General features: G+C 63.2%; 20 protein-coding genes. 12 read left to right on the forward strand and 8 right to left on the reverse strand.

The annotated features are described in order from the left end of the window. Positions 1–5: 5 nt before the first annotated feature. Complete coding sequence (locus tag AC1RJY_RS21410; RefSeq protein ID WP_284705365.1) at positions 6–428, reverse strand: ArsR/SmtB family transcription factor; 423 nt, start codon at positions 426–428, stop codon at positions 6–8. Positions 429–653: 225 nt separating this feature from the next. Between AC1RJY_RS21410 and AC1RJY_RS21415 the strand changes: the two genes are divergently transcribed. From AC1RJY_RS21415 to AC1RJY_RS21440, 6 genes are all read left to right on the forward strand, one after another. Beyond that, complete coding sequence (locus AC1RJY_RS21415; protein WP_498603385.1) at positions 654–2762, forward strand: bifunctional copper resistance protein CopD/cytochrome c oxidase assembly protein; 2109 nt, start codon at positions 654–656, stop codon at positions 2760–2762. Positions 2763–2829: 67 nt separating this feature from the next. After that, positions 2830–3204 (forward strand): ArsR/SmtB family transcription factor, encoded by a 375-nt coding sequence (locus tag AC1RJY_RS21420; protein WP_498603387.1) that lies wholly within the window; start codon positions 2830–2832, stop codon positions 3202–3204. After that, on the forward strand, positions 3201–4118 hold the full coding sequence (locus tag AC1RJY_RS21425) for a cation diffusion facilitator family transporter (protein WP_498603388.1): 918 nt from the start codon (positions 3201–3203) through the stop codon (positions 4116–4118). Before AC1RJY_RS21420 ends, AC1RJY_RS21425 begins: the two co-directional genes overlap by 4 nt. Next, entirely contained in the window at positions 4118–4813 is a 696-nt protein-coding gene (locus AC1RJY_RS21430) for a DsbA family protein (RefSeq protein ID WP_498603389.1), read from the forward strand. The genes AC1RJY_RS21425 and AC1RJY_RS21430 overlap by 1 nt, the downstream gene beginning before the upstream one ends. Positions 4814–4905: 92 nt before the next feature. Further along, the gene (locus AC1RJY_RS21435; RefSeq protein ID WP_498603390.1) at positions 4906–5514 is read left to right on the forward strand and encodes a hypothetical protein; all 609 of its coding nucleotides are present in this window, start codon (positions 4906–4908) and stop codon (positions 5512–5514) included. Positions 5515–5582: 68 nt separating this feature from the next. Beyond that, positions 5583–6194: a copper resistance CopC family protein gene (locus AC1RJY_RS21440; protein ID WP_498603392.1), complete on the forward strand. Its 612-nt coding sequence runs from the start codon at positions 5583–5585 to the stop codon at positions 6192–6194. Positions 6195–6264: 70 nt separating this feature from the next. On the opposite strand, the gene AC1RJY_RS21445 is transcribed toward AC1RJY_RS21440, so the two are convergent. Continuing rightward, positions 6265–6711, reverse strand: a complete 447-nt coding sequence (locus AC1RJY_RS21445) for a hypothetical protein (protein ID WP_498603393.1) — start codon at positions 6709–6711, stop codon at positions 6265–6267. 513 nt (positions 6712–7224) lie between these two features. Here AC1RJY_RS21445 and AC1RJY_RS21450 point away from each other — a divergent pair. Continuing rightward, complete coding sequence (locus AC1RJY_RS21450) at positions 7225–12132, forward strand: DUF4082 domain-containing protein (protein WP_498603394.1); 4908 nt, start codon at positions 7225–7227, stop codon at positions 12130–12132. A gap of 63 nt (positions 12133–12195) precedes the next feature. On the opposite strand, the gene AC1RJY_RS21455 is transcribed toward AC1RJY_RS21450, so the two are convergent. From AC1RJY_RS21455 to AC1RJY_RS21465, 3 genes are all read right to left on the reverse strand, one after another. After that, positions 12196–13242: a TolB family protein gene (locus AC1RJY_RS21455; RefSeq protein WP_498603396.1), complete on the reverse strand. Its 1047-nt coding sequence runs from the start codon at positions 13240–13242 to the stop codon at positions 12196–12198. Then, positions 13235–14404 carry an ATP-binding protein gene (locus AC1RJY_RS21460; RefSeq protein WP_498603398.1) on the reverse strand — a complete coding sequence of 390 codons (1170 nt, stop codon included), beginning with the start codon at positions 14402–14404 and terminating at the stop codon, positions 13235–13237. The genes AC1RJY_RS21455 and AC1RJY_RS21460 overlap by 8 nt, the downstream gene beginning before the upstream one ends. A 330-nt stretch (positions 14405–14734) precedes the next feature. Beyond that, the gene (locus tag AC1RJY_RS21465; protein ID WP_498603400.1) at positions 14735–15370 is read right to left on the reverse strand and encodes a TetR/AcrR family transcriptional regulator; all 636 of its coding nucleotides are present in this window, start codon (positions 15368–15370) and stop codon (positions 14735–14737) included. Positions 15371–15518: 148 nt separating this feature from the next. Between AC1RJY_RS21465 and AC1RJY_RS21470 the strand changes: the two genes are divergently transcribed. Next, entirely contained in the window at positions 15519–16181 is a 663-nt protein-coding gene (locus AC1RJY_RS21470) for a hypothetical protein (protein WP_498603402.1), read from the forward strand. Continuing rightward, positions 16178–16621, forward strand: coding sequence for an SRPBCC family protein (locus AC1RJY_RS21475; protein ID WP_498603404.1), 444 nt, complete (start codon positions 16178–16180; stop codon positions 16619–16621). Before AC1RJY_RS21470 ends, AC1RJY_RS21475 begins: the two co-directional genes overlap by 4 nt. Here AC1RJY_RS21475 and AC1RJY_RS21480 read toward each other — a convergent pair. Continuing rightward, the gene (locus AC1RJY_RS21480; RefSeq protein WP_498603406.1) at positions 16596–16991 is read right to left on the reverse strand and encodes an SOS response-associated peptidase family protein; all 396 of its coding nucleotides are present in this window, start codon (positions 16989–16991) and stop codon (positions 16596–16598) included. The two genes, AC1RJY_RS21475 and AC1RJY_RS21480, sit on opposite strands and share 26 nt — an antisense overlap. 57 nt (positions 16992–17048) lie before the next feature. On the opposite strand from AC1RJY_RS21480, the gene AC1RJY_RS21485 reads away from it, so the two are divergent. Next, positions 17049–18314, forward strand: a complete 1266-nt coding sequence (locus AC1RJY_RS21485; RefSeq protein ID WP_498603408.1) for a hypothetical protein — start codon at positions 17049–17051, stop codon at positions 18312–18314. Positions 18315–18603: 289 nt separating this feature from the next. Here AC1RJY_RS21485 and AC1RJY_RS21490 read toward each other — a convergent pair whose 3' ends face one another. Then, the gene (locus tag AC1RJY_RS21490) at positions 18604–19566 is read right to left on the reverse strand and encodes a hypothetical protein (RefSeq protein WP_498603410.1); all 963 of its coding nucleotides are present in this window, start codon (positions 19564–19566) and stop codon (positions 18604–18606) included. Between the two features lie 42 nt (positions 19567–19608). After that, entirely contained in the window at positions 19609–20307 is a 699-nt protein-coding gene (locus AC1RJY_RS21495; protein ID WP_498603412.1) for a hypothetical protein, read from the reverse strand. 650 nt (positions 20308–20957) lie between these two features. Here AC1RJY_RS21495 and AC1RJY_RS21500 point away from each other — a divergent pair. Both AC1RJY_RS21500 and AC1RJY_RS21505 read left to right on the forward strand, forming a co-directional pair. Next, positions 20958–21404, forward strand: a complete 447-nt coding sequence (locus tag AC1RJY_RS21500) for a hypothetical protein (protein ID WP_498603414.1) — start codon at positions 20958–20960, stop codon at positions 21402–21404. 110 nt (positions 21405–21514) lie between these two features. Beyond that, on the forward strand, positions 21515–21703 hold the full coding sequence (locus AC1RJY_RS21505) for a hypothetical protein (RefSeq protein WP_498603416.1): 189 nt from the start codon (positions 21515–21517) through the stop codon (positions 21701–21703). Positions 21704–21808: the final 105 nt, after the last annotated feature.

A 21808-nucleotide genomic window follows, 5' to 3' on the forward strand; every position in this document is an offset into this window, starting at 1 on the left:
GGGTGTTAGCTGTTGCTGACCATTTTCAGCCGGTCCTGGCCGGCATGTCCGACGTGCGTGAGGCCAAGATCGAGCAGCATGCGCACGTGCGAGTCGGCCAGCGAGTAGTAAGCCATCCGGCCGGCCCGACGGACCTGCACCACACGCGGGCCGCGCAGCAGCCGCAGCGCATGGGAAACGCCGGATTCGCTCAGACCGGTGGTGGCGGCCAGGTCGCACACGCACATCTCCCCTTCGAGCAGGGCGATGAGGATCCTCACCCGTCCGGGGTCCGAGAGCAGCCCGAAAATTACGGCCAGATCCGTCACGTCCGTATCCGCCGGCATCCGGGACCTGACGGCCTCGACCTTCTCGGCATCGATCAGCCGGACGGCGCAGTCGCTGCCCGGTTGGCTGGGCATCGGCGCTGCCTGTGCTGTTCCCGTCATTCATCAAGACTACCTCTACCTGCTAATGCGTCGCATTTGCCTTCTGGCGTGTCCGGGCCGTGTCACACGGGCCCGGACTCGGGGATCCTGGCGGTATCCAGGCAGCCACCGATTAACGTCTGAACAACTCTACAGATAATCTTGAATGGCGCCGGAACGCACCGGTGCCGCCTGACTCCCGGGCCATTGGGGAGGCAGGTACGGGACCAGTGTTAGGGAACCATTGTGGCTTTGAAAGCCCCCGCCGCCGGCGGCAGCCCGGCTACCTCGCCGAAATTGCGGTGGCTGGCCGCGGCCGGCGTGATTGCCGTGATCGTGGTCCTGGTGGCGACGGCCTACGGCAGGGGGACCCTGCCGGCTGAAACCCGCGATCCTGGCGCCTTGGTCCGCTGGGGCTACGGCGTGGCCCAGACCGTGCAGAACGTGGCAGCGGCGGCCACCATCGGCGCCCTGGTCTTCGCGGCCTTCATCGTGCCGCCGGTGCTGCGGGGCCGCAAGGGCCGCGGATCCGCGTCCCGCACGGCGGACCTTTCGGCGGCGGAGATCGCGGCCGCTGATGAGCATCCGGCGTTCAGCCGGATCATGGTGCTGGCCTCGGTGGCGAGCCTGGTGTGGACTCTCTCGGCCGGGGCGGTGCTGGTGTTCAGTTTCGCCGATATTGCAGGGGTTCCGGTCTCCGGCAGCCGCGAGTTCGCCGCCCAGATCGTCTCCTACATTACTGAGCTTCCCAACGGTGCGGCTTGGCTGTGGGTGGTCATCATCTCCGCGGTCGTGGCCACCCTGACCTTCGGCGTCCGGTCCGGCGCGGGCCTGGCCGCCGCGGCCCTGCTGGCTTTGGGCGGCCTGCTGCCGGTGGTGTTGATCGGCCACGCGGCCGGCGGCAACGACCACGAACAGGCCATCAACTCCCTCGGTCTGCACCTGGTCGGTGTATGTCTGTGGCTGGGCGGCCTGATCGCGCTGGCCGTGGGCGGGACCGCTTTCGGCAAAGACACCGCGGCGGTCCTGCAGCGGTTCTCCACCCTGGCCGGTTTCGCCTTTGTCCTCGTCGTGGCCTCGGGAATCATCAATGCCACCATCCGCATCGAACTCCCGGCCGGTCTTGCCTCCCCCTACGGTGTCCTGCTCCTGGCGAAAACAACGGCCGCCATCGCCTTGGGAGCGATCGGGTACCTGCATCGGAAACGGCTCATTCCGGCGCTGAGCGTAAAAAACCGGACCGGGCAAGCCACCCGGCTGCTGTGGCGCTTCATCGTCGTGGAGCTGCTGATCATGGGCGCCGTCAGCGGCCTCGCCGCCGCACTGAGCCGCACCCCGCCACCGGCCGGCGAAGACATCCGGCCGGCCCTGACGCCCGCCGAGATCCTCACCGGCTACCTTCTGCCGCCGGAACTGACCCCCGAACGCTGGTTCACCATCTGGCGCCCGGACTGGCTCTGGATCGCCTTCGCCGTTTTCGCCGCGTACCTATACCTGCGCGCAGCGCAGCGCCTGCGCCGCCGCGGGGACTCCTGGCCATGGATCCGCAGTGTTGCCTGGCTCGTCGGACTGGCCGCGCTGGTGTTCTTCACCTCGGGCGGACCCTCGGTCTACGGGCGGATCCTGTTCAGCGCCCACATGCTCGACCACATGGCCCTGACCATGGTCGTCCCGGTATTCCTCGTCCTGGGCGCGCCGGTCACCCTGGCGCTGCGGACCTTGAAACCCCGCAACGACGGGTCCCGGGGGCCGCGGGAATGGGTCATGATGCTGATACATTCCCGCCTCGCGGCCATCGTGACCCATCCATTGTTCGTGGCCGCCAATTTCGCCGGCTCCATCGTCCTGTTCTACTACTCCGACGCCTTCGGTTTCGCCCTCAAAGAGCACGTCGGGCACGAACTCATGACCGTCCACTTCGTGATCACCGGCTACCTGTTCGTCCTGTCGATGATCGGCACCGATCCCGTTCCGCGCCGGGCTCCCTACCCGCTCCGGCTGTTGTTGCTGTTGGCCACCATGGCCTTCCATGCCTTCTTCGGCGTCACGTTGATGGGATCGACCACCCTGATCCAACCCGAGTGGTTCACTGAACTGGGCCGCGAATGGGGCGCCCCGCCCTTGGAGGACCAGCAAATGGCCGGCGCCATCACCTGGGGCATCGGAGAGGTCCCGACCCTGCTGATCGCCATTGGCGTGGCCGTCATGTGGTCACGGTCGGATGCCCGCGAAACGCGCCGCAGCGACAGGGCAGCCGCCCGCACCAACGACGCCGACCTGAATGCCTACAACGCCATGCTCGCCCAACTGGAAGAACGCGACACCAGGACCCGGGGCCATGACGGTCAGCGCTAAACCGGGCCCAGCAACAACCCTGAATTCAGCATTCTATGAATCCAGATATTTCTGTATTATTGCGGGTATGCGCATACTATCCACGATTGACGTGCTGGCCCGGTTCGGCAAAGCCCTCGCAGACCCGACCAGGGCCGCGATCCTGCTGCAGCTCAAGGACGGTCCGGCGTTCCCGTCGGATCTGGCCGAAAGCATCGGGGTCAGCCGCCAGATTCTCTCCAACCATCTGGCCTGCCTGCGCGACTGCGGCCTGGTCGCCGCCGAACCGGCCGGACGCCGGGTCCGGTACGAACTCGCCGACGCCAAACTGGCCCACGCCCTGGATGACCTGCTGGGCACCATCCTGACCGTGGACACCATCTGCGGATGCGCCGAACCCAAACACGACCAGGACACCACACGCGCCCCCGCTGCCGCCGACATCCTGGAGGTCCACTCATGAGCGGCCACGAGCACGACCACGCCGCCGAGGCAACCTCCCGGCGCGGCAAACTCATCGCCGTCTTTGCCATCACCTTCACGGTGATGATTGCCGAGATCATCGGTTCCGCGCTGACCGGCAGCCTGGCGCTGCTGGCCGATGCCGGACACATGTTCACCGACTCGGCCGGGCTGCTGATTGCGCTCATCGCCGCGTCGCTGGCCTTGAAACCTGCCACCCTGAAGCGCACCTGGGGTTACAAACGCGCCGAAATCATCGCCGCCGCCGGGCAAGCGGCACTGCTGCTCGCGGTCGGCGGCTTCGTCATCGTCGAAGGCATCCGCCGGCTCTTCGAGCCCCCGGAAATCGGCGAATCCACCATGCTCTGGTTCGGCATCATCGGCCTGGCCGGCAACGCGGTCGGCCTGCTCATCCTCGCCTCCGGCCGGAACCACAACTTCAACATGAAGGCAGCCTTTCTCGAGGTCCTCAACGACGCCCTCGGGTCCGTCGCCGTCATCGCAGCAGCCATCATCATTGCCCTCACCGGCTGGCTCCAGGCCGACGCCCTGGTGTCCTTGCTGATCGGCGTCCTGATCATCCCCCGCACACTCAAACTGCTCCGCGACACCGTGAACGTGCTCATGGAATCCACCCCCAAGGGTTTGGACCTGGCCAAGGTACGCGAGCACATCCTGGCCCTGCCCCACGTCATCGACGTTCACGACCTCCATGCCTCCCTTGTGGCCTCCGGAACCCCGGTCCTCTCCGCCCATGTCACTGTCGAGGACAACTGCATGACCGACGGGCATGCCGCCAGCATCCTGGCGGACCTGCAGGACTGCGTAGCCCAGCACTTCGACATCAGCGTCGAACACTCCACCTTCCAGATCGAACCCGCCGCCCACCGCGACCAGGAAAGCATCCACCACTGATGACACAAACCAAAACCCCTCCCCCGCCCATGGACACCGCCAAGAAAGCCCGGGTCTTCATCTGGGTCCTGCTGGCCGTCCTCGTCGCCGTCGGGGTGATCTGGTACACCGTGTTCACTCTGAACAAACCCGCACCGGCCGCCCAGGCACCGGCCGCGGCCGCGGAAGCCCAACTGGTCCGCGAGGACAGCCACCGCGTCACCTCCCCGGCCACCGAGAAAGCCCAGCTGGTGGAGTTCCTGGACTTCGAATGCGAGGCGTGCCTTGCCGCGCAGCCGGTGGTCGAGGAACTGAAAAAGGAATTCGGTGACCGGATCACCTTCGTCAACCGCTACTTCCCGTTGCCGGCGCACCGTAACTCAGCCACCGCGGCCCTTGCCGTGGAAGCCGCCGCCCAGCAGGGCAAATACGAGCAAATGTACGCCAAAATGTTCGAGACCCAGCCGCAATGGGGCGAGAAAACCGAGTCCCAGGCGCCCCTGTTCCGCACCTTCGCCCAGGAGCTCGGACTGGACCTGACCGCCTACGACGCCGCCGTGGCCGATGACAAGACCAAGGAACGGATCAAAAAGGACATCGCCGACGGCACCGCCCTGGGCGTCAAGGGCACGCCGACGTTCTTCCTCAACGGGGAAATGCTGACCTTGGAGACCAAGGAACAATTCCGGCAGCTGCTCGCAGACGCCGCAAAATAGCGGACCAGCCGGCGCGGGGTAGCCGTTGCCCTGCCGCCCGTCTTCTACGTAACGTAGAACGATAGTTCTTCCTAGGAAAGGAGTGGTGCGCGATGACATTTGCGCGCGCACCGTTCCGCCTCCCCAGGGCCGCTGCCGTTGCGGTGACGGTCCTGACCTTTGCTGCCGCAGCGCATGTGTTTGCCGACGGTGAACTCCCGGCCTTCCCTGTCATGACCGCCCTGACAGCTGTTGTCACGCTGTCTGCGGTGATGCTGGCGGGCAGGAAAATGACCGCCCCCATGCTGGCCGCATATCTCGGCGTTGGCCAGACTGTACTGCACCTGGCCTTCTCGGCTTTGTCCGGTCCCGGTGCGCCCGCGCCCACCGGCGCCCACCACGGTGTGTTGCCGGGCGGCACCGGAAGCGTTGCGGCCGGGAGCCCGCATGACCACCTCAGCGCGGATGTCAGCCTCGGAATGCTCGCAATGCATGCGGCAGCGGTTCTCGTTACCGCTCTTGTCATGGCACGGGGTGAGTCGGCGCTGTGGGCGTTGGCGGCCTGGCTGCGGCCCTTGGTGGACACGCTTGAACCATCTGCAATCCAAACCTGTCGTGAGGTTCCGGTCGCGGCAGCGCCGGCCCTTTCTCCGCGGAGGAAGGCGCTGCTCCGGCCGCCCGTGCGGGGACCTCCGCTGTGCGCGTCCGCCGGCACGTACTGACCATGTGGTTCAGGGCGGCCCGGCGCGGCCCCGGTCCTCTCCCGCTTCAAGCAGAATTGCAGAATCCCATGAAACCCCGTACTCCCCGACGCTTCCGCCTCCGGCTGGCCATCGCCACGGCCTTCCTGCTCCCGGCCTTCGCCGCAACTCCGGCGCTGGCCCACGACGCCCTGGAATCAACCGTGCCGGCGAAGGACACCACGGTCACAGCCGCCCCCGGCAGCGTGTCCCTGACGCTCTCGGAGCCTCCCCTGGACACAGAGCAGCTGAACCTGAGCGTTATCACCGTCACCGACGAGACGGGCAAGACCCTCAGTGACGGCAAGGTCACTGTGGAGGGTCCGACCATTTCCGCCGCCATCACCGGCGGGATCAACGGCGTCTATAAGGTCCTCTGGCGCACGGTTTCCTCCGACGGACACCCTATCGAAGGCAACTACTCCTTCACCGTCCAGGATCCCGCCCAAGCCATTGCCGGGTCACCGTCAGCGACGCCAACCCCGGCCGCGGAAACGGCCACCAGCACCCCGGCGCCGGCAGCCCAAACGGCACCGGATCAGATTAAACCCAACGACGACAACGCTCCCATGGCCGTGGGCATTGCCGCCGCCATCCTCGCTGTTGCCGCCGCCGCGTTCTTCATCGCCCGCAAGCGCCGGGACAAGGCCTCCGGAGCCTAGCCGAGCGACTGAACCATCCAATTCCCCGGCTCCGGGTAACAGTAGTGCCCGGGGGCCGGGGCACCGGGCACTACTGTGCAGCGGCGGCCGCTGCTCGGCGATCCGTCAGGACCCGTGATATCCAGCCCGCGATGGTAGCCACAACCATGACTGCCAGGGCGCCCATACCGGCATAGAACAGCACCGTCGGAAGGTTGGATGGTGCCGACGAACCGTCCACGGCGGCCATGATGCTCAGCCAGTACCCGATTGTGGCGATCACCCAGAGAGCACCGGCGGCCGCTGGCAGCCAGGACCAGCGGGAAAACCATACCGGTCCCCGACGGTAGGACAGGGCGATGGCGACAGCCACGACGCCCGCGACCGCCAGCAACTGCAGTCCGAAGAGGTACGGGCCGGCCACCAGGCCAACGGGAATGCAGAGCCCTCCAATGAGCACGAGTCGACGGGCGCCAAGCGGCATCTTAACGGCGTCCGCCGGTGCCGAGGACAGGCTCGCGTCAGTTTTTGAAATCATCGGGCTACGTGGCTCCTAGAAGAACGGGTGCTGCGGTTCAGCCCAGCATCACCAGGGTCAGCCTGCCCTGAAAGAGCAGGAACAATATATGAGCATACTTTCATACGTTTCGCGTTTGGTGATCCCCGGGTCCCCGCAGACGGTGGCTAAAACCGGAGGAACGCGTATGAAAGGCTTTGCGGATGGTTCGCTCCGGGTGGGCAGAACGCCGGCCGGGTGGAAGCCTCGGTCCTTGGGTTTGTTGGCTGAGGGCCTTGTGAGGCGGCAGGGCGGACCTCTAAACTGCGTCCCAAGGGTTACTTGGCGGATTCGCTCCGGTGATCCGGCTTTGGCCTGATATTCGTGGTTGAGGTTGGATCCGGTCCAGTTCTTCCGGAACGACGAGCCAAGCACAGTACCTGAGTGTTCATAACTGAAGATCTTGGTTTGACCCTGGCTGGGGAGCGGCAAGCAGGGACCGCGTGGACAGCGCGGCCTCATCTCGCAACAGGCGTGTCCACTCCAGGAGTCCCCATGTCCGGTCCTTCAGCCACCCCGCAGCCAGTCCTGAAGCGTTTGATCGTGCCCTTGGTACTTTTGCTGGTTGCCGCTCTGCTTCCGGTCACGGTTCCGGCGGCCTCTGCGGCGGGTCCGTGTGATCCTGTGGTGAACCCGGTGGTGTGCGAGAACTCCAAGCCCGGCAGCCCGGCCTCGGAGTGGGACATTTCCGGCCCGGGCGATGACAGCATCCAGGGGTTCTCCACCGAGATCAGCGTCAACGCCGGGCAGCCCATCCGTTTCAAGATCGACACCCCCGCGCCCAGCTACACCATCGCGATCTACCGCACCGGCTGGTACGGCGGCGACGGTGCACGCAAGATTGCCGATGTGACCCCGTCGGCCCTGCGCCAAAACCAGCCCCAGTGCCTGAATGACCTCAGCACCGGACTCTATGACTGCGGCACGTGGGCGGTCTCGGCGACGTGGCAGGTGCCGGCCACGGCTGTCTCCGGTGTTTACCTCGCTCTCCTGACCAGGCCGGACACGGGCGGGCAAAGCCACATCACCTTTATTGTGCGCGCCGACGGCAGCCGCTCGGACGTTGTTTTCCAGACCTCGGACCCGTCCTGGCAGGCGTACAACTCCTACGGGGGCTCGGACTTCTATCAGGGGGCGAACGGCCGCGCCTACAAGGTCAGCTACAACCGGCCGGTGGCAACCCGGGGCGGTCCGGACGGCCGGGATTTCTTCTTCGCCAACGAATATCCGATGGTGCGGTTCCTGGAACAGAACGGCTATGACGTCAGCTACATCAGCGGCCTCGACACCGACCGGAGCGGGGCCCAGCTGCTCAACCACAAGGTCTTCCTCTCGGTCGGCCATGACGAATACTGGTCGGGCCCGCAACGGGCGAACATCACCGCCGCCCGTGATGCCGGGGTGAACCTGCAGTTCCTCTCCGGTAATGAGGGGTACTGGCGCACCCGCTTCGAACCTTCCCCCGTGGACGGTGCTGCAGGCCGGACGCTGACCTCCTACAAGGAAACCTGGGCCAACGAAAAGATCGACCCCAGCCCCGAATGGACCGGCACCTGGCGTGACCCACGCTTCGCGGCCCAGGCCAACGGCGGCGGGCTGCCCGAAAACGGGCTGACCGGGACCATCTATATGTCCAACTACTCCGATTTGCCGGTCACCGTCGATTCGGAGGAAGGCAAGACCAGGCTGTGGCGGAACACGTCCCTGGCCTCGCTGCCGGCCGGTTCCTCGGCGGCGCTGGCGCCCCACACCGTGGGGTATGAGTCCGACGAGGACCTCGACAACGGGTTCCGCCCACCGGGTTTGGTCCGGTTGTCCACCACCGTCGGGGAGGTGCCCCAGTATCTTCAGGACTTCGGCAACACCGTCCTGCCCGGCACCACAACCCATCATGTGACCCTTTACCGTGCCGCCAGCGGCGCGCTCGTGTTCTCCGCCGGCAGCGTCCAGTGGACCTGGGGCCTGGACGAGGTGCACGACGGCGACGGCGCACCCGCCGACCCGAGGATGCGACAGGCCCAGGTCAACCTCCTGGCCGACATGGGCGCCCAACCTGCCACCCGGGCCGCCGGCCTGGTTGCCGCCGTCCCGAGCACGGACCGGACCGCGCCCACCGCAGCGATCACTGCACCGGCCGACGGGGCGGCCGTGCCGCACGGGACCAGCGTCACCGTCACCGGAACCGCGGCTGACACCGGCGGTGTTGTGGCCGGCGTCGAGGTCTCCACCGACGGCGGCGCCACCTGGCACCCCGCCCAAGGCAAGCAGAACTGGAGGTATACGTACATCCAGAAAGGTTTGGCTACGGCAACCATCCAGGCACGGGCCATTGACGACAGCGCCAACATCGGCGCGGCTGCCACCAGGAACCTGGCCCTCAGCGGCCCCTACAGTGTCTTCGGCCAAACCGTTCCCGCTGTCGCGGACTCGGGCGACGGCGGCGCGTACGAGATGGGGATGCGCTTCACCCCTTCGGTGGACGGTTTCATTACCGGTGTCCGCTTCTACAAGAGCGCGGCCAACACCGGTGCCCACACTGGGTCCTTGTGGAGCTCGACCGGGGAGCGTCTGGCCACGGCGACGTTCACGAACGAGACCCCCTCCGGGTGGCAGTCCGTGCTGTTCGCCCAGGCAGTGCCCGTCGCGGCGGGCCAGAAGTACACGGTGTCCTACTGGGCTCCGAACGGCCGGTACTCGATCCAGAATTTCCAGTGGGCGAGCTTTGGCGCCACGGACGCCCCCTTGAAGGTGGCCGGGGGTTTCGGGGCCGAGCCGGCCGGTGTCTATGCCACCTCCTCCGGATTCCCGACATCAAGTTATAACGGCGGCAACTACTTCGCCGATGCCCTGTTCAGCACGGTGGACAGCAGCCCCATGACGGTCTCCGGGCACACACCGTTCCCGTCCTCGTCCAGCGTTTCGGTGGACACCAAGGTCAGTGCCGTGTTCTCCAAACCCGTCACCGCTTCCAGCATCCAGCTGGCCCTGCAGTCCCCCGACGGCCCTGTCACCGGCACGACGGCGTACGATCCCGCCACCCGGCGGGCAACCTTCACCCCGACGAACGCACTGGCGTTCAGCACCCTGTACACCGCAACGCTTTCGGGAACCGACACCCTCGGTGGTCCGGTGACGGCAGGCGGGACCTGGTCGTTCACGACCGGGGCAACAGTGCCGGTTCCGGGATCTTGCCCGTGCAGCCTCTTTGACGACTCCGTCACGCCGGGCATCGCTGAGATTCAGGACGGCGTTCCGTTGACGTTGGGCGTGCGGTTCTCCAGCGTTTCCGCCGGTGAAGTAGTAGGCATGCGCTTCTACAAATCGGCAGGAAACACCGGCGCCCACAACGGCACCCTCTACACGGCGGCCGGGCAGCAACTTGCCACGGTGGCGTTCACCAATGAAAGCGCCTCGGGGTGGCAGACGGCAATGTTCAGCCAACCGGTCCAGATGGCAGCGAACACGGACTACATCGTCTCCTACAAGTCACTGACCGGCACCTATTCCGCCACGGCCAATGGATTCGGTTCAGGCATGAGCGTTGGTCCGTTGCGGGCCGGCCCGGATGCGGGCGCCTACACCTACAGCGGCGATTTCCCCGGAGCACGATCAACAGCAAGCTACCTGGTGGATGTCATGGTGATGGTCCCACCACCGGCATTCACCCCGACAGGCCACTCCCCGCTCCCCGGCGCGTCCAGCGTTCCGCTGGACAGCCAAGTCAGTACCGTACTGTCCGAACCGGCCGAGGCATCCAGCGTGAACCTGACGGTAAAGGCCGCCGACGGAACAACCGTTCCCGGATCCACCAGCTACGACCCCCAGACACGGAAGGTCACGTTCAGCCCGGCCGCGCCGCTGGTGTCCGGGACGTCGTACACGGCCACCGTCACAGCAACCGCCGTGTCCCGGCAACCACTGAGCAACGCCTCCTGGACGTTTGCCACTGTCCCGGCCCCAAGGACACCCGGGACGTGCCCCTGCACGCTCTACCAGGACTCCGTTACGCCCACCGTCGCGGAGGTCAACGACGGCGTGCCGCTGACCCTGGGCGTCCGGTTCGCCAGCGACACCGCCGGCCAAGTCACCGGCGTACGGTTCTACAAGGCCGCCGGCAACACCGGAACACACACCGGCTCCCTGTACACAGCCGGCGGGCAGCTTCTGGCCACCGTCACCTTCACCAACGAATCCAGCTCCGGCTGGCAGACAGCGACGTTCAGCCAGCCGGTCGAGATCACAGCCAACACCGAGTACGTCGTGGCGTACAAATCTCCCGCCGGAACCTACTCCTACACTCCGGCAGGTTTCGGGGACGGCTTCGCCAGCGGACCGCTGCGCACGGCCCCGGATTCCGGTGCGTTCAGCTACAGCGCAGACTTCCCCGGCACGGCCTCCACGGCGAGCTATCTGGTGGACCTGGTCTTCATGGCCGCGGTGCCCCCGCTGACGATAACCGACCGGTCCCCTGCGCCGGACGCCACGGGAGTCCCTGTTGATGTCAAACCCACGCTGACGCTCTCAGCCGCCATTAAGCCAGGTGCCTCGTTCGCGCTGGCGGCGAACGAGGCACCCGTTACCGGCAGCGCTGCCCTGTCCACCGACGGCCGCACCCTGACCTTCACCCCGGGAGCTCCTTTGCCGGGCAACACAACCATCTCCGTGAACGTCAGCAACATCGAATCCCACCAGGGCCAGACGCTGCCGACCACCACCTGGCAATTCACCACTGCCGACCCTGATGCCGCGCAAACCTCCATCTTCGGGGAACTCCAACCCCAGACAGCAACCTCCGATGACGCGTCATCGGTTGAACTGGGAACGGCGTTCACGGTCTCCGAAGCCGGCACTGTCACCGGCATCCGGTTCTACAAGGGATCCGGAAACACCGGAACCCATGTGGGCTCCTTGTGGAACGCCGCGGGAACACGGCTGGCCCAAGTGACCTTCACGAATGAAACAGCGAACGGTTGGCAAACCGCGATGCTGTCCTCCCCGGTAGCCGTAGCTCCGGGGGAAACGTACGTCGTGTCCTATCTGGCGCCCAACGGCCGCTACGCTTACACGCCTGCGTTCTTCGCCCAAACCTGGGTCAGCGGCGTGTTCACCGCCGCCGGGCCCAACAACGGCCGCTACCTGTACGGTTCCGGCGGTGTTGCACCCACGAACTCGTGGAACTCCACGAACTACTTCGTCGACGTCCTCTACTCGGCCACCGCACCGGCACAGGCGACGCCCGGCCCAACACCCACGCCTACCCCGACAGCAACGCCGTCACCATCCGCAACGGCGACAGCGACACCCTCCCCAAGTCCGACCGCCAGCCCGTCATCGTCACCCAGCCCCTCACCGGGCCCGACACCGTCCGGCGGCCTGCTGTGCGGCCTGCTGGGAAGCTGCTGAGACGTGGAGCGGCATTCAGGCTGCTGACGTCCGTCCGCTCCCCCGAGTTTTCCGGGTCGGACGTCAGCGGACCACACTCGGGGACCACGCGTGCTCAATGAACAGGCTCGGCTGGGACGCGGGATCGGTTGGCAGTTTCCAGATGTTGCTGTCACCTTCAGTGGTTTCGTCCGCAAGACCATACAACAGGTTCTGATCATCCAGCCACTCAATCTGGTCATCGACGCTGCGCTTCTCCGAAAGCACCGTTTCAGTGCCGGTGGCCAGGTCGAGCAGCGCCACGTTCCAATGTGCGGTCAGGGGCCCGCCGACGTTCTTCTTATACGCGATCCTGGTGCCGTCCGGCGACACTGAGGGGCATTCAACGTTGTCGTGGATGGCCGTCAGCGTCCTGGCCGCGATACTCCCCTGGACCAGCCAGATCCGCCCTGACGACGCGGCCGTGGCGTAAAAAACATCACTCTGGCCGGGTGCGAAAGTCACACCCCAAATGTTCCTGTCACTGGCCAGCAGCCGTTCGCCGTTCACGATGAGTGCGAAGTCTTCGAGGTTTCCTGTACCGCCCCCGGGCAACGTGATCTCAGTTGCTGTGGAGAACCCGGCTTGAGTGTAGGAGTGACCGGAGACAAACACCGTGGTCGCGATCAGGGACCCGTCCGCGCTGGTGCGCGCCCGGCTCGGAATGCCGGGCACAGGCCACGAACGCTCCTGCTCCCATTCCCGGTTCAGGACGGCCGCTTCGTGAGTCGTCACCAAGCCGCGGTTGGATCTGAGACAGACCACCGTGGCGTCAGCGCCATAGACCCGGTCGCAGGCCTGGTCACTGACCGCACGCTTGCCACCAGGGGCAGAAAGAGGCACGGTGGCCGCATTGCCATACCCCTGCCCGTCGGCTGTGTTCCTGAAAAGAATGAAAGGGACCCCCGGGAGGGGCTGGCCTGCAGTGACGTCTACCGATGAGGCCGCACTGCGGCTCTCCTCGAAGCGCTGGTACGCTCCCACCGCGTAGATCCCGGCCCCAGCAAGAACCAGCGCGGTAACCGCCAGGAGAATTCCCCACCGCAATCTCCCGCCTGCAATGGTCCCGGTTCCTGCGCTCGTCTTATTCATGGAGGCGCTTGACGTAGTCAGCCATGCCCGGCACGGTGAACGCCACGACACCGAGTGCTGGTGCGTAGATGATCCCCTTGTCGATCAAAGATGCGCGGGTCATGGTCATGGAGCTTTGCTTCTTGTGAGCCCGTTCGGCAAGTTCAGCGGTGCTGGATCCTTCATCACCGTCGATCGCCATCAGGCGGAGGAAATCCTTCTCTGCCTTCGAGGCCCGTTTCCAGCGTGAAGGAAAGAACCCTTGGTCCAGCTGCGCACGGCCAATTTCCACCGCGATTTTCGCGTCGTCGAAGGTCACTGTCTTCTCCGGTGCTGTTTCCCAAGCCGCGTAGCCGTACTCCTGCAGAAAGTACGGGTACGCGCCCGAGGCACTCAGCAGGAGGTCTTGGGCTTCGGGCACGAACGATGCCCCAAACCGCCGGGCCGGGACAACCAGGGCCGCCTCGGCGGCTTCCCTCGACAGCGCTCCGATGCTGCGGTAATTGAAGATCCTTTCGGCGTAGGAACGCGCCTCACTGAGTACCGAAGGCAGATTGGGCAACCCTGCGCCCGCGATGTAGAAAGGCCACTCGCGTTGGCCAGCCAGGTGCTGGGCGCTGAGGAGAGCGGCGATAAGTCCCTCGTCCAGGTCCTGCATCTCATCGATGATGAAGATCAGGCCAGAACGCTTCTCCGCCAGCGCCAGGCACAGATCCTCAATCAGCTCTTCCAGATCCACTTCGATCGACCCGGAATCGGCGCGGCCGTGATTGAGGTTGACCCCGATATCGATGCCGGTCACGCCGAGTTTCGCGGAGAAGGAAGCGATGCTGCCAAGCGCCGCCACGAGCCGTTCCCCCGCACCTCGGCGATTCAGCTTCCGCCCTGCCTGCAGCAGGCTCCGGGCGAGCTTTGCCCTAACGGCTTCCGGCCCTCCCTCAGCGTCCCTGCCCTCAAGGAAAACCACCATAAATTCTGCGTTTTCGGCCTGCCGACGAAACTCGTTCAGCAAGACCGTTTTGCCCACCCCGCGAAGCCCATGCAGGACGATCCCCCGGTCGGGCCGTCGCTGCCTGGTCTTGGCCAGCAGCAGATCGAACGCATCAATCTCACTCTGGCGCCCAACCAGCTCAAAGGGCCGACGCCCCGAACCGGGCGAATACGGATTCAAAGCACTTTCCATATCAAGAACTATAAGGCAGTATCCAGCATTTTGGATATGCGCTTATAGTGATGGATTCGGAGGCGTGGTGGGCACGGGTCGCCCAGCGTCGAGCGCCTGGCCATGATGAAGGGCAGGTAGCCCGATTCTCGCACCGTCGTGCGCCTTGCTTGGCCAGTCACAGGACGGTCCCGCCGGGTAGCGACAGCAGCGGACTCTGGCATTCGTTGCTTGGTCCCTGAATTGGCGAAGCCCCGGTCAAATAGCGGTTGACCGAAGCTCCGATCGCATTATGTCCACATAACCTTGTAGTTTGCTGGGAGGGCAGCACGGGTAGGTGGCGGAACCTTTTTATGTGAGCAGCATGCCTGGAAGGACGTCACAGAGCCATGCCATGATCTGGTCGTGGCTCCAGCCGCGCACGACAGCGAGCTGGTGGTACGTGCTGTCACCGTAGACAGTCATGAACGCCTCGGTGAGCTGATCGATGGGCCAATCGGCACGGAGCGGCCCCTTTTCCGCCAGTATTCCCAAGACCTGCCCGAACCCGTCCCTGCGAAGGCTTTCATGGTGTTGGTGCGTTCGGCGCACCTCGTTATCGGTCAGGGCGGCTGCGCGAAGAACTTCCGAGATAGCCGACGCGCGCGCAAATAAAGGGCCTGCTCCACGAATGAAGATCCGCAATGCCTCAGCAGCGTCGGGTTCCTGCATCATCGCTGTCCACCACGGTTGGGCCTGCGGTGGGCGGGGATCATCTTCGCCCAGGACGGCGGAGTCAATTACGGCACTGATGAGCTCGGGTTTGGTGTGGAACACGAAGTACACGGTTTGCGAAGCTACTCCGGCACGGGCAGCGATGCCAGCCATGGTGGCCCCGTGGAATCCTCGGGCGATAAATTCCTGGTGCGCCGCCGTTATGATCTTGCGCCGGGTGGCGTCCGATTTCTGCCTGCGGGTGCTCTTGACGTGCAGTGTGTCCGGGTCCATATTTAGAGTATCTCACTAGAGCAGCACTCTAGTTTGCTTCAAAAGTAGAGGCGTGTCGTGAAAACCCGGAACCCCCAGACCGTCCTCACCGGCAGTCGACCCAACATCCTTCCTCGCCCTCTCTGGCACCGTAGCTAACGAGGCCATCATGAACAGCCATTTCCTTGGCAGACCAGCGGTGACTCTCACCGCACTGGGCACGACGTGCGGGATTGCCTGGGCCGCCGGCTTCCGCGGATACATGGCGGAGCTCGCCGGTCCGGCATCCACTTTCGATTGGTGGGGAACATTCGGCGCACTCATCTTTCCCGGTGCCGTTGCCGGCGGACTCCTAGGCTGGGCGGAAGCCCTCCGACGGACCGGTGGCCGGCAGCATTGGCGATGGCTGGCTCTGGCGCCATTGGCGTTTGCCGTAGCTCCAATGCTCCTACCCGGCGCGGTTCCTGCCCTTCTGACTCAGGGCCTTGGCGGAGGAGCGATCGCAGTGGCTCTGATGGCCGTCGGTGGAGGCTACGCTATATCGCACCGGGGTCCGCTTTGGAGCAGGCTGGCCTGCGGCATCACCAGCGCAGCCCTGCTTGCGGCTCTCGCTCTGGCCGGACCCGGAATCGGCGGCCCCGTACTCGGTCTTACGGAGCCCCGCGGCGCGTGGGTTGCCGTCCTGGCCGCGTCGTTCGTGATTGTCCTAGCCCTCGCCTCGTCGATCCCGCACAGGGCCGTTGCGACAGCCGCGGATTCGCTCGTCCCGTTGCAACCAACCGGGCTTGCACACCATAGCGTGCGTCCGCGCCTTGGAAAGGACGCCTCATGAGACGGCTCCAGCTGGAGATGCGCACCGCGTTGCAGGCTCCGGCCTCAAAGGTCTTCGACTTCGTTGCAGACCACACGAACGCGCCCCGATGGCAGAGCGGCATCGACGATATTAGGCGCATCACTCCGGGTCCTCTCCGTGTTGGCACAGAACATGAGTTGACGCGGCGATTCGCGGGAATGAAAGTCGTCGCCCGCAACCGCTTCATCACCTACGAGCCTGGCCGCTTCGTCGCCTTCGAGATCCCATCGGGCAAGATGACCGGTGTCGCTTCCTATCTGGTAGAGCCCACCGGCTCCGACACCTGTCGGCTCACCAGCAAGGTAGATTTCCAAGTGGGCGGCCTGGCCCGGTTCGCAGTGCCCCTTCTGACGGTGATCTTCAAGCGAGACGACGAGAAGGCCCTAGCCGCCCTCAAGGTCCTAATGGACCAGCCCTAAGCCAGGGCAGTCGAATTCGGGCGTCGGTCCCGAAGTCCCAAGAACTCCCACCACAAGCAAAGGCGCGTGCGTAAGACTTCACTGTGTTCGGGGAATGGCCGGTCTGCCTCAGGTCGCTGCGAGCATTTACCAGCTTGGAGCCCACCTTGATGTCCTTTGCCCAGGATGGCACCAGGCCCCAACGGGCTATCAGCAGGCGCCGGTCAATGGTGCCCTCATCCAGCCGTTCGGCCACGATCGGCACGTTCTGGGTCGGAGCGACGTTCCAGCTCGGCCCTGGAGGGCTGCCTTCAACTTCCTTGGCCTCAAAGTGGCTCAAAAGGTCGCTGGTTGCTTTGGACATTACATATCTGCCGCACATGAGCCCCATTCTGCCCGGAAAAGGTTATGTGCGCTGGAATAGTATTTACGCGCCTACCCTAGGTACATGAGCTGCCCGCTACCGGACGCGCACCGGCGCCTTGATGATGCTCATGCCGAATGGCACGATGCGCTGGAGGCTTACTTCGATCCCCCTAGGTTCAGGCGCACGTTCAACTCTTTTCTGGCTTCCTTTCAGAGCACCATTGACACGGTCAGTCGCAAGAAGCGTGTAGTCCCAGGCGGTGAGCAAAGACTCCAAGCATGGACATCGCGAGTGTCATCCGATCGCTATTTCAAATGGGCGGCAAAGGCACGCAACCTAGTCATTCATGAAGCTGATCTGACATTGCATAGCGTCGCCTGGATGGAGTATTTCGGCAGCGATCACGAAACTATTGGTCGTCGCTTGGATGTAGAACCGGAAACCTCGAACGACGCCCTGCTGGAAGCGTTCCTGATGTCAAAACCAGAGAGCTTACGATCCGGCGTTCTCAGGGTGTCCAGGAAGTGGGTAGCCAACACCCTCCCTGACGTTGAGCTCCTCGAAGCGGGAAGCCATCTTTATGCGCATCTTGTGTCTCTGGTTTCGGCATTTCATGCAGAAACTGAGGGCACCTGCGCGGAACTTTCCCTACCAACCCGTGAATGCAACGTCGATGAAAGCACATTGATCGTCCCTACGTGCATGGCGTGGGCTGGCCAGACACCAATCACCCGAACCATCGACATTCAAAGCCGCCGAGAACTGATCTTGAAAGTCGCTGGAATCCGGCGAGATCCCGCCATCACTACAGAGAAACTCAGGGAGCGCTACGGAGACCACTTCGGTTTGGATGGTGACCCAATTGCTGTCACCCCGCTCCAGATGCGCAGTGCCTCCCTGTTCCTCACGGTCGATGGTGAGGCACTCCCTTGGATGGTCCTCTACAAAGGGGAAACACCGATCGAATCCTTCCAGCTCTCATCGCATGACAGTGCGTCCAAGATCGCAATGCACCGATTAATGGCAGACAAAGTCCGCTCCTCGGGAGCAGACGGATTCATGTGGACCGGTGAAGTATGGACAACCCACCAAGCCGAAGAACAGAAAATTCATCAGCATGAACAAACGTTCTACACCGTTAACCCTCACCGCGGGGAGGCCTTGGTCGTCGCCGCCGCAGCCAAGGATGGACGGATGCTGATGATGATCCGTTCCTTTACTCGCGACACCGAGGGGTGGCCCATCCTGGGGCGCATCCAAAGCTACCCTTCACTGACCATTGACTGGCGACCCGTCGTCGAGGCCCTAAGTGGACTTCCGAACGGCAGCTCATTCCGCCGCTCCTAGAAACAGCGCGTCAAGTCTGCTCCTCCTTAACACAAAATCCTCTGACAACGTCAACAGCGCCTCAGGTTCTCCTAAGATCAGCAAAGGCAAAACTCCCCTTACGGATATAGTGCCTTTACCCATGGAATCGTGACGGGAAAATCAACAGAGTTTTGTCGGGGAGACCCGAGGGCCGTGACCAGGACCAAGAGCAGGAGTTTCGGGTGGCCGCGCTACGCGGCGGCCGCGGGGCCCTTACTTATGAGCCCCGGCCCTTCGGCAGAACCTAGTTAGCCCGGGGCGCGCCGTGTTATTGACGGAATGGAATCTCACTGGAGGTGACCTTGACGTCGTGCAGACCATGAAACTCCAGCAGCTGCTTCAAGCTAGCTGTTGCTTCCACGCTGTAAGGGGTTGGGCCGATACGGATTTCGCGGATGGGCAGCCTGCCGGCCTTAGTGGCAAAGCGATTTTCTTGAGGATCAATGTTCTTACCCCGCAGTGAGGTGAGCTTCACGTAGGGTACGAGCCCGAAAGGGCCCGGACGGTGGAAGACAAACTTCCAGGCGGGGTTAGGCCACACGATTATTCGCTCTTCCAGCTCGTCACGGAAACCTTCATTTTTGATGAGATCCAGGTCCTCATTCATGAAGAAGGGAAATAGCCAGACAGAGATCTTGCCTTTCTCAGCGGGCGCCAGCCGTTTCTCGACACCATCACGGAGTTTCTCAAAGATGTTGGCGATGATCTCCGACTGTTTGTTCGGCTCGTAAACGACGGATTTCCATTCACCACCCTCTATGAATACGTCATCCGGGTGATAGGTCCGGAAAGGTGCCCCTTGCTCGTCATATTCGATTCCGTCGTCACCGTAGTCGGCCGGAGGGTGGGGGTGCTCGTCCTCTGTGAGCCTTGCCAAGGGCACCAAGGACTCACTTCGGTCGAGCCCGACTGCAAAGCTGACTTGATGACGGCCATAGTAGCGCCACATGGTCAGGCTGTCAGGGTCAGAAGAGGCTGACAAAACGAAGGAATCTCGGGATCTTGCCTTCACCTCAGGGATGTACTCTTCCAGCTTCTGGATGACGTCTTTAGAGAGGTTCGGACGCTGGTCCTCAAAGTGGTTTCGAAGCTGGATGCTGCCACTGAGCAGCTCATTCATGTCATTCATGAAGGCGGCCGACCCCGCCCAAAGTTCGTTGTTTTTGAGGATGTTCATCAGCGCACCACCGTCGGTGTAATGCCAGACAAGTCCTATTTCTTCGTTCGTCATCCCCAAAGCATAGGGTTTGCCGCCAGAGCCACTGCGCTCAGATCAGGCGTCCTTCAGCTCCAGGTATTCAAGGATGCGCTTCATCGCGGTAATGGCCTGCATTGCGTCCGGCTGTTCGACTCTTGTACGGCCCTCGTGAACAGCGATATTGCGCCTTTCAAAAAGGTCCTTCCCGAGAGCCGAAATGTCCTGGGGTCCTTCGTCCAAACGCTTCTTCACGACTAAACCACCTCCGCCGCAAGCCACTTCGACAGCCAGTCGCGCGGAGAGCACAGCCTCACGGTAACGACCGCCCTCGAAAAGCCTCATGGCTGTACGTGCGTGCGAGGCGGTCGGAGACTCTTGCTCAAGAGCACGGAAAGCATCCCGGTACGCCGTATCGGGCGTCGGGCCTAGTAGGTATGTGAGCTGGGCTCCGGCTTCGAAGAGGAGCACGTCATACGAGTCAACGGCAGTTCCTCCAGAGACCAAAACGTAGTCCTGGAACCCGTCCTTCTCATAGAGGTTCGGCATGAGCTTGTACGCGCCGGTGAAGAGAGTGCTGGCAAGGAACTCGGTCAAGTGGTCCTTAGTCTTGCCGTACATCTCGACCTTTCGACCGGTGACTTTTTCCCGAAGTCGGAGGCCGGTGGCTCCGTCCCCGCCTGGGTACTCTTCGACGTAACACCACACGGAGTGGGGAGGGGAGACCATGTGCGCAGACAAGATGTTGACCGTTACGGAGAGTTCGTTGTCGAGCATGACGGCTACCTCTTGAGTATTCTGCACAAGGATTGGCGCGGCGATGGCGATGTGTTCTTTGCGGTTCCGAGGTTCGACAAGCCCCCCGCCGTGGGCATAGCAGTCCTGCAGTAGGTTCGACATCGGCGATAAAGGATGAAGCATCCGTTGGTCAGTATGAACCCGGACCGTCCGCTGGGTCACCTTCTCACGGAGGCGAAGGTTAGGCGTTCCGTCAGGGTTCTTGAAGCGCTCCACGTAACACTTGATCGTGCCGGAGCTCTGTGCGCTTCGTGCAATGACTTTCGCTGCCTGCGCCGCGCGACGTGCTTTCGAACCCCGTTGGCTCATTCTTACGTCCTTCCGCTCACTCATCTAACCAGTCCAACTGTTGGTAGTTCCATGCCTTCAGCCACGACCTGCCCGTACTTTTGCGCAGGCTCTTCCGTGACTGTAGCCGCAGTTTTAATGGTCCAAGGTCAGGGCGTACACAACGCACCCCTTCGCCCGCGCATACTGCTCAGCCTGGTATCTCCAACAGCCGATTGAGGATCCGAGCGCCCTCAAGTTGTCATATTCGGATCCTGAACGCTGGTGAGTACATATTCGCGGGCGCTTCTGGTTAGCGCGTCATGCTGCCGATAAAGGTTAACCGGCACAGAATAGTTGTCATGACTACCGACAAGGCTTCTCCGCAGCATCCCAGGACAAATGTGGAGCACACGGCTCAGGAATCGGTGGAGAAAGCCAGCAACAAGGCTTCCAAAAACATCACCATGGAGCCGCCCGCCCTAGCCGGGATGCGACGCATCCTGGAACAAGCAGGCAACCAGCCCTACAAAAACATCGCCATGCAACCCCCAGCCATGGCCAGGATGCAACGCATCCTGGAACAAGCAGGCAACCAGCCCTACAAAAACATCGCCATGCAACCCGCCGCCCTCGCCAGCGTGCAACGCATCCTGGAACGAGCAGGCAACCAGCATCTGCCTGATTTTCAAGGCCTATTTGCTGGAAAGACAGCAATTCAGCACGTCCTTGACATGCCCGGTGGGCCCCTACTGCAAGATCCTTTAAAGGCTGACCTGGATGTAAAGAAGCGGCATACGGCCAGGTAGTTACCCCGGCCGTTGCTGAAAAGGATCCTGCCAGCGACTTAGCGCTGACAATCCCCTTCCATGACCGCTACAGCAGGGCCGCCCTGCAGCTGGCCGTTGGAACGGCATATATGTCTGCTGCCTACATTGTGGGATTGGCTGCAGCTCTTTTCCCTCCACTTTCAGCCGCCCTCTGGATGTCTGGCTACACCCCCGATCCGAAGCTCGCATGGAAAGCCACAGGAGCAGCCTACGACCGCATTTTCTCGCGGGAGAACAACCATCTCCCCTCGGACCAGCCGAAGAACAACATCTGGTGACCCCTCCGACCGTTGGCCTCCCATGGGCTTCTGGTTATTCTTGAAGACGTTTGACGTGGTCAGCCATGCCCGGGACGGTGAACGCCACCACACCACCACCAGAAC

It is taken from the genome of Arthrobacter sp. GW822-FHT05G07 (assembly GCF_058799755.1).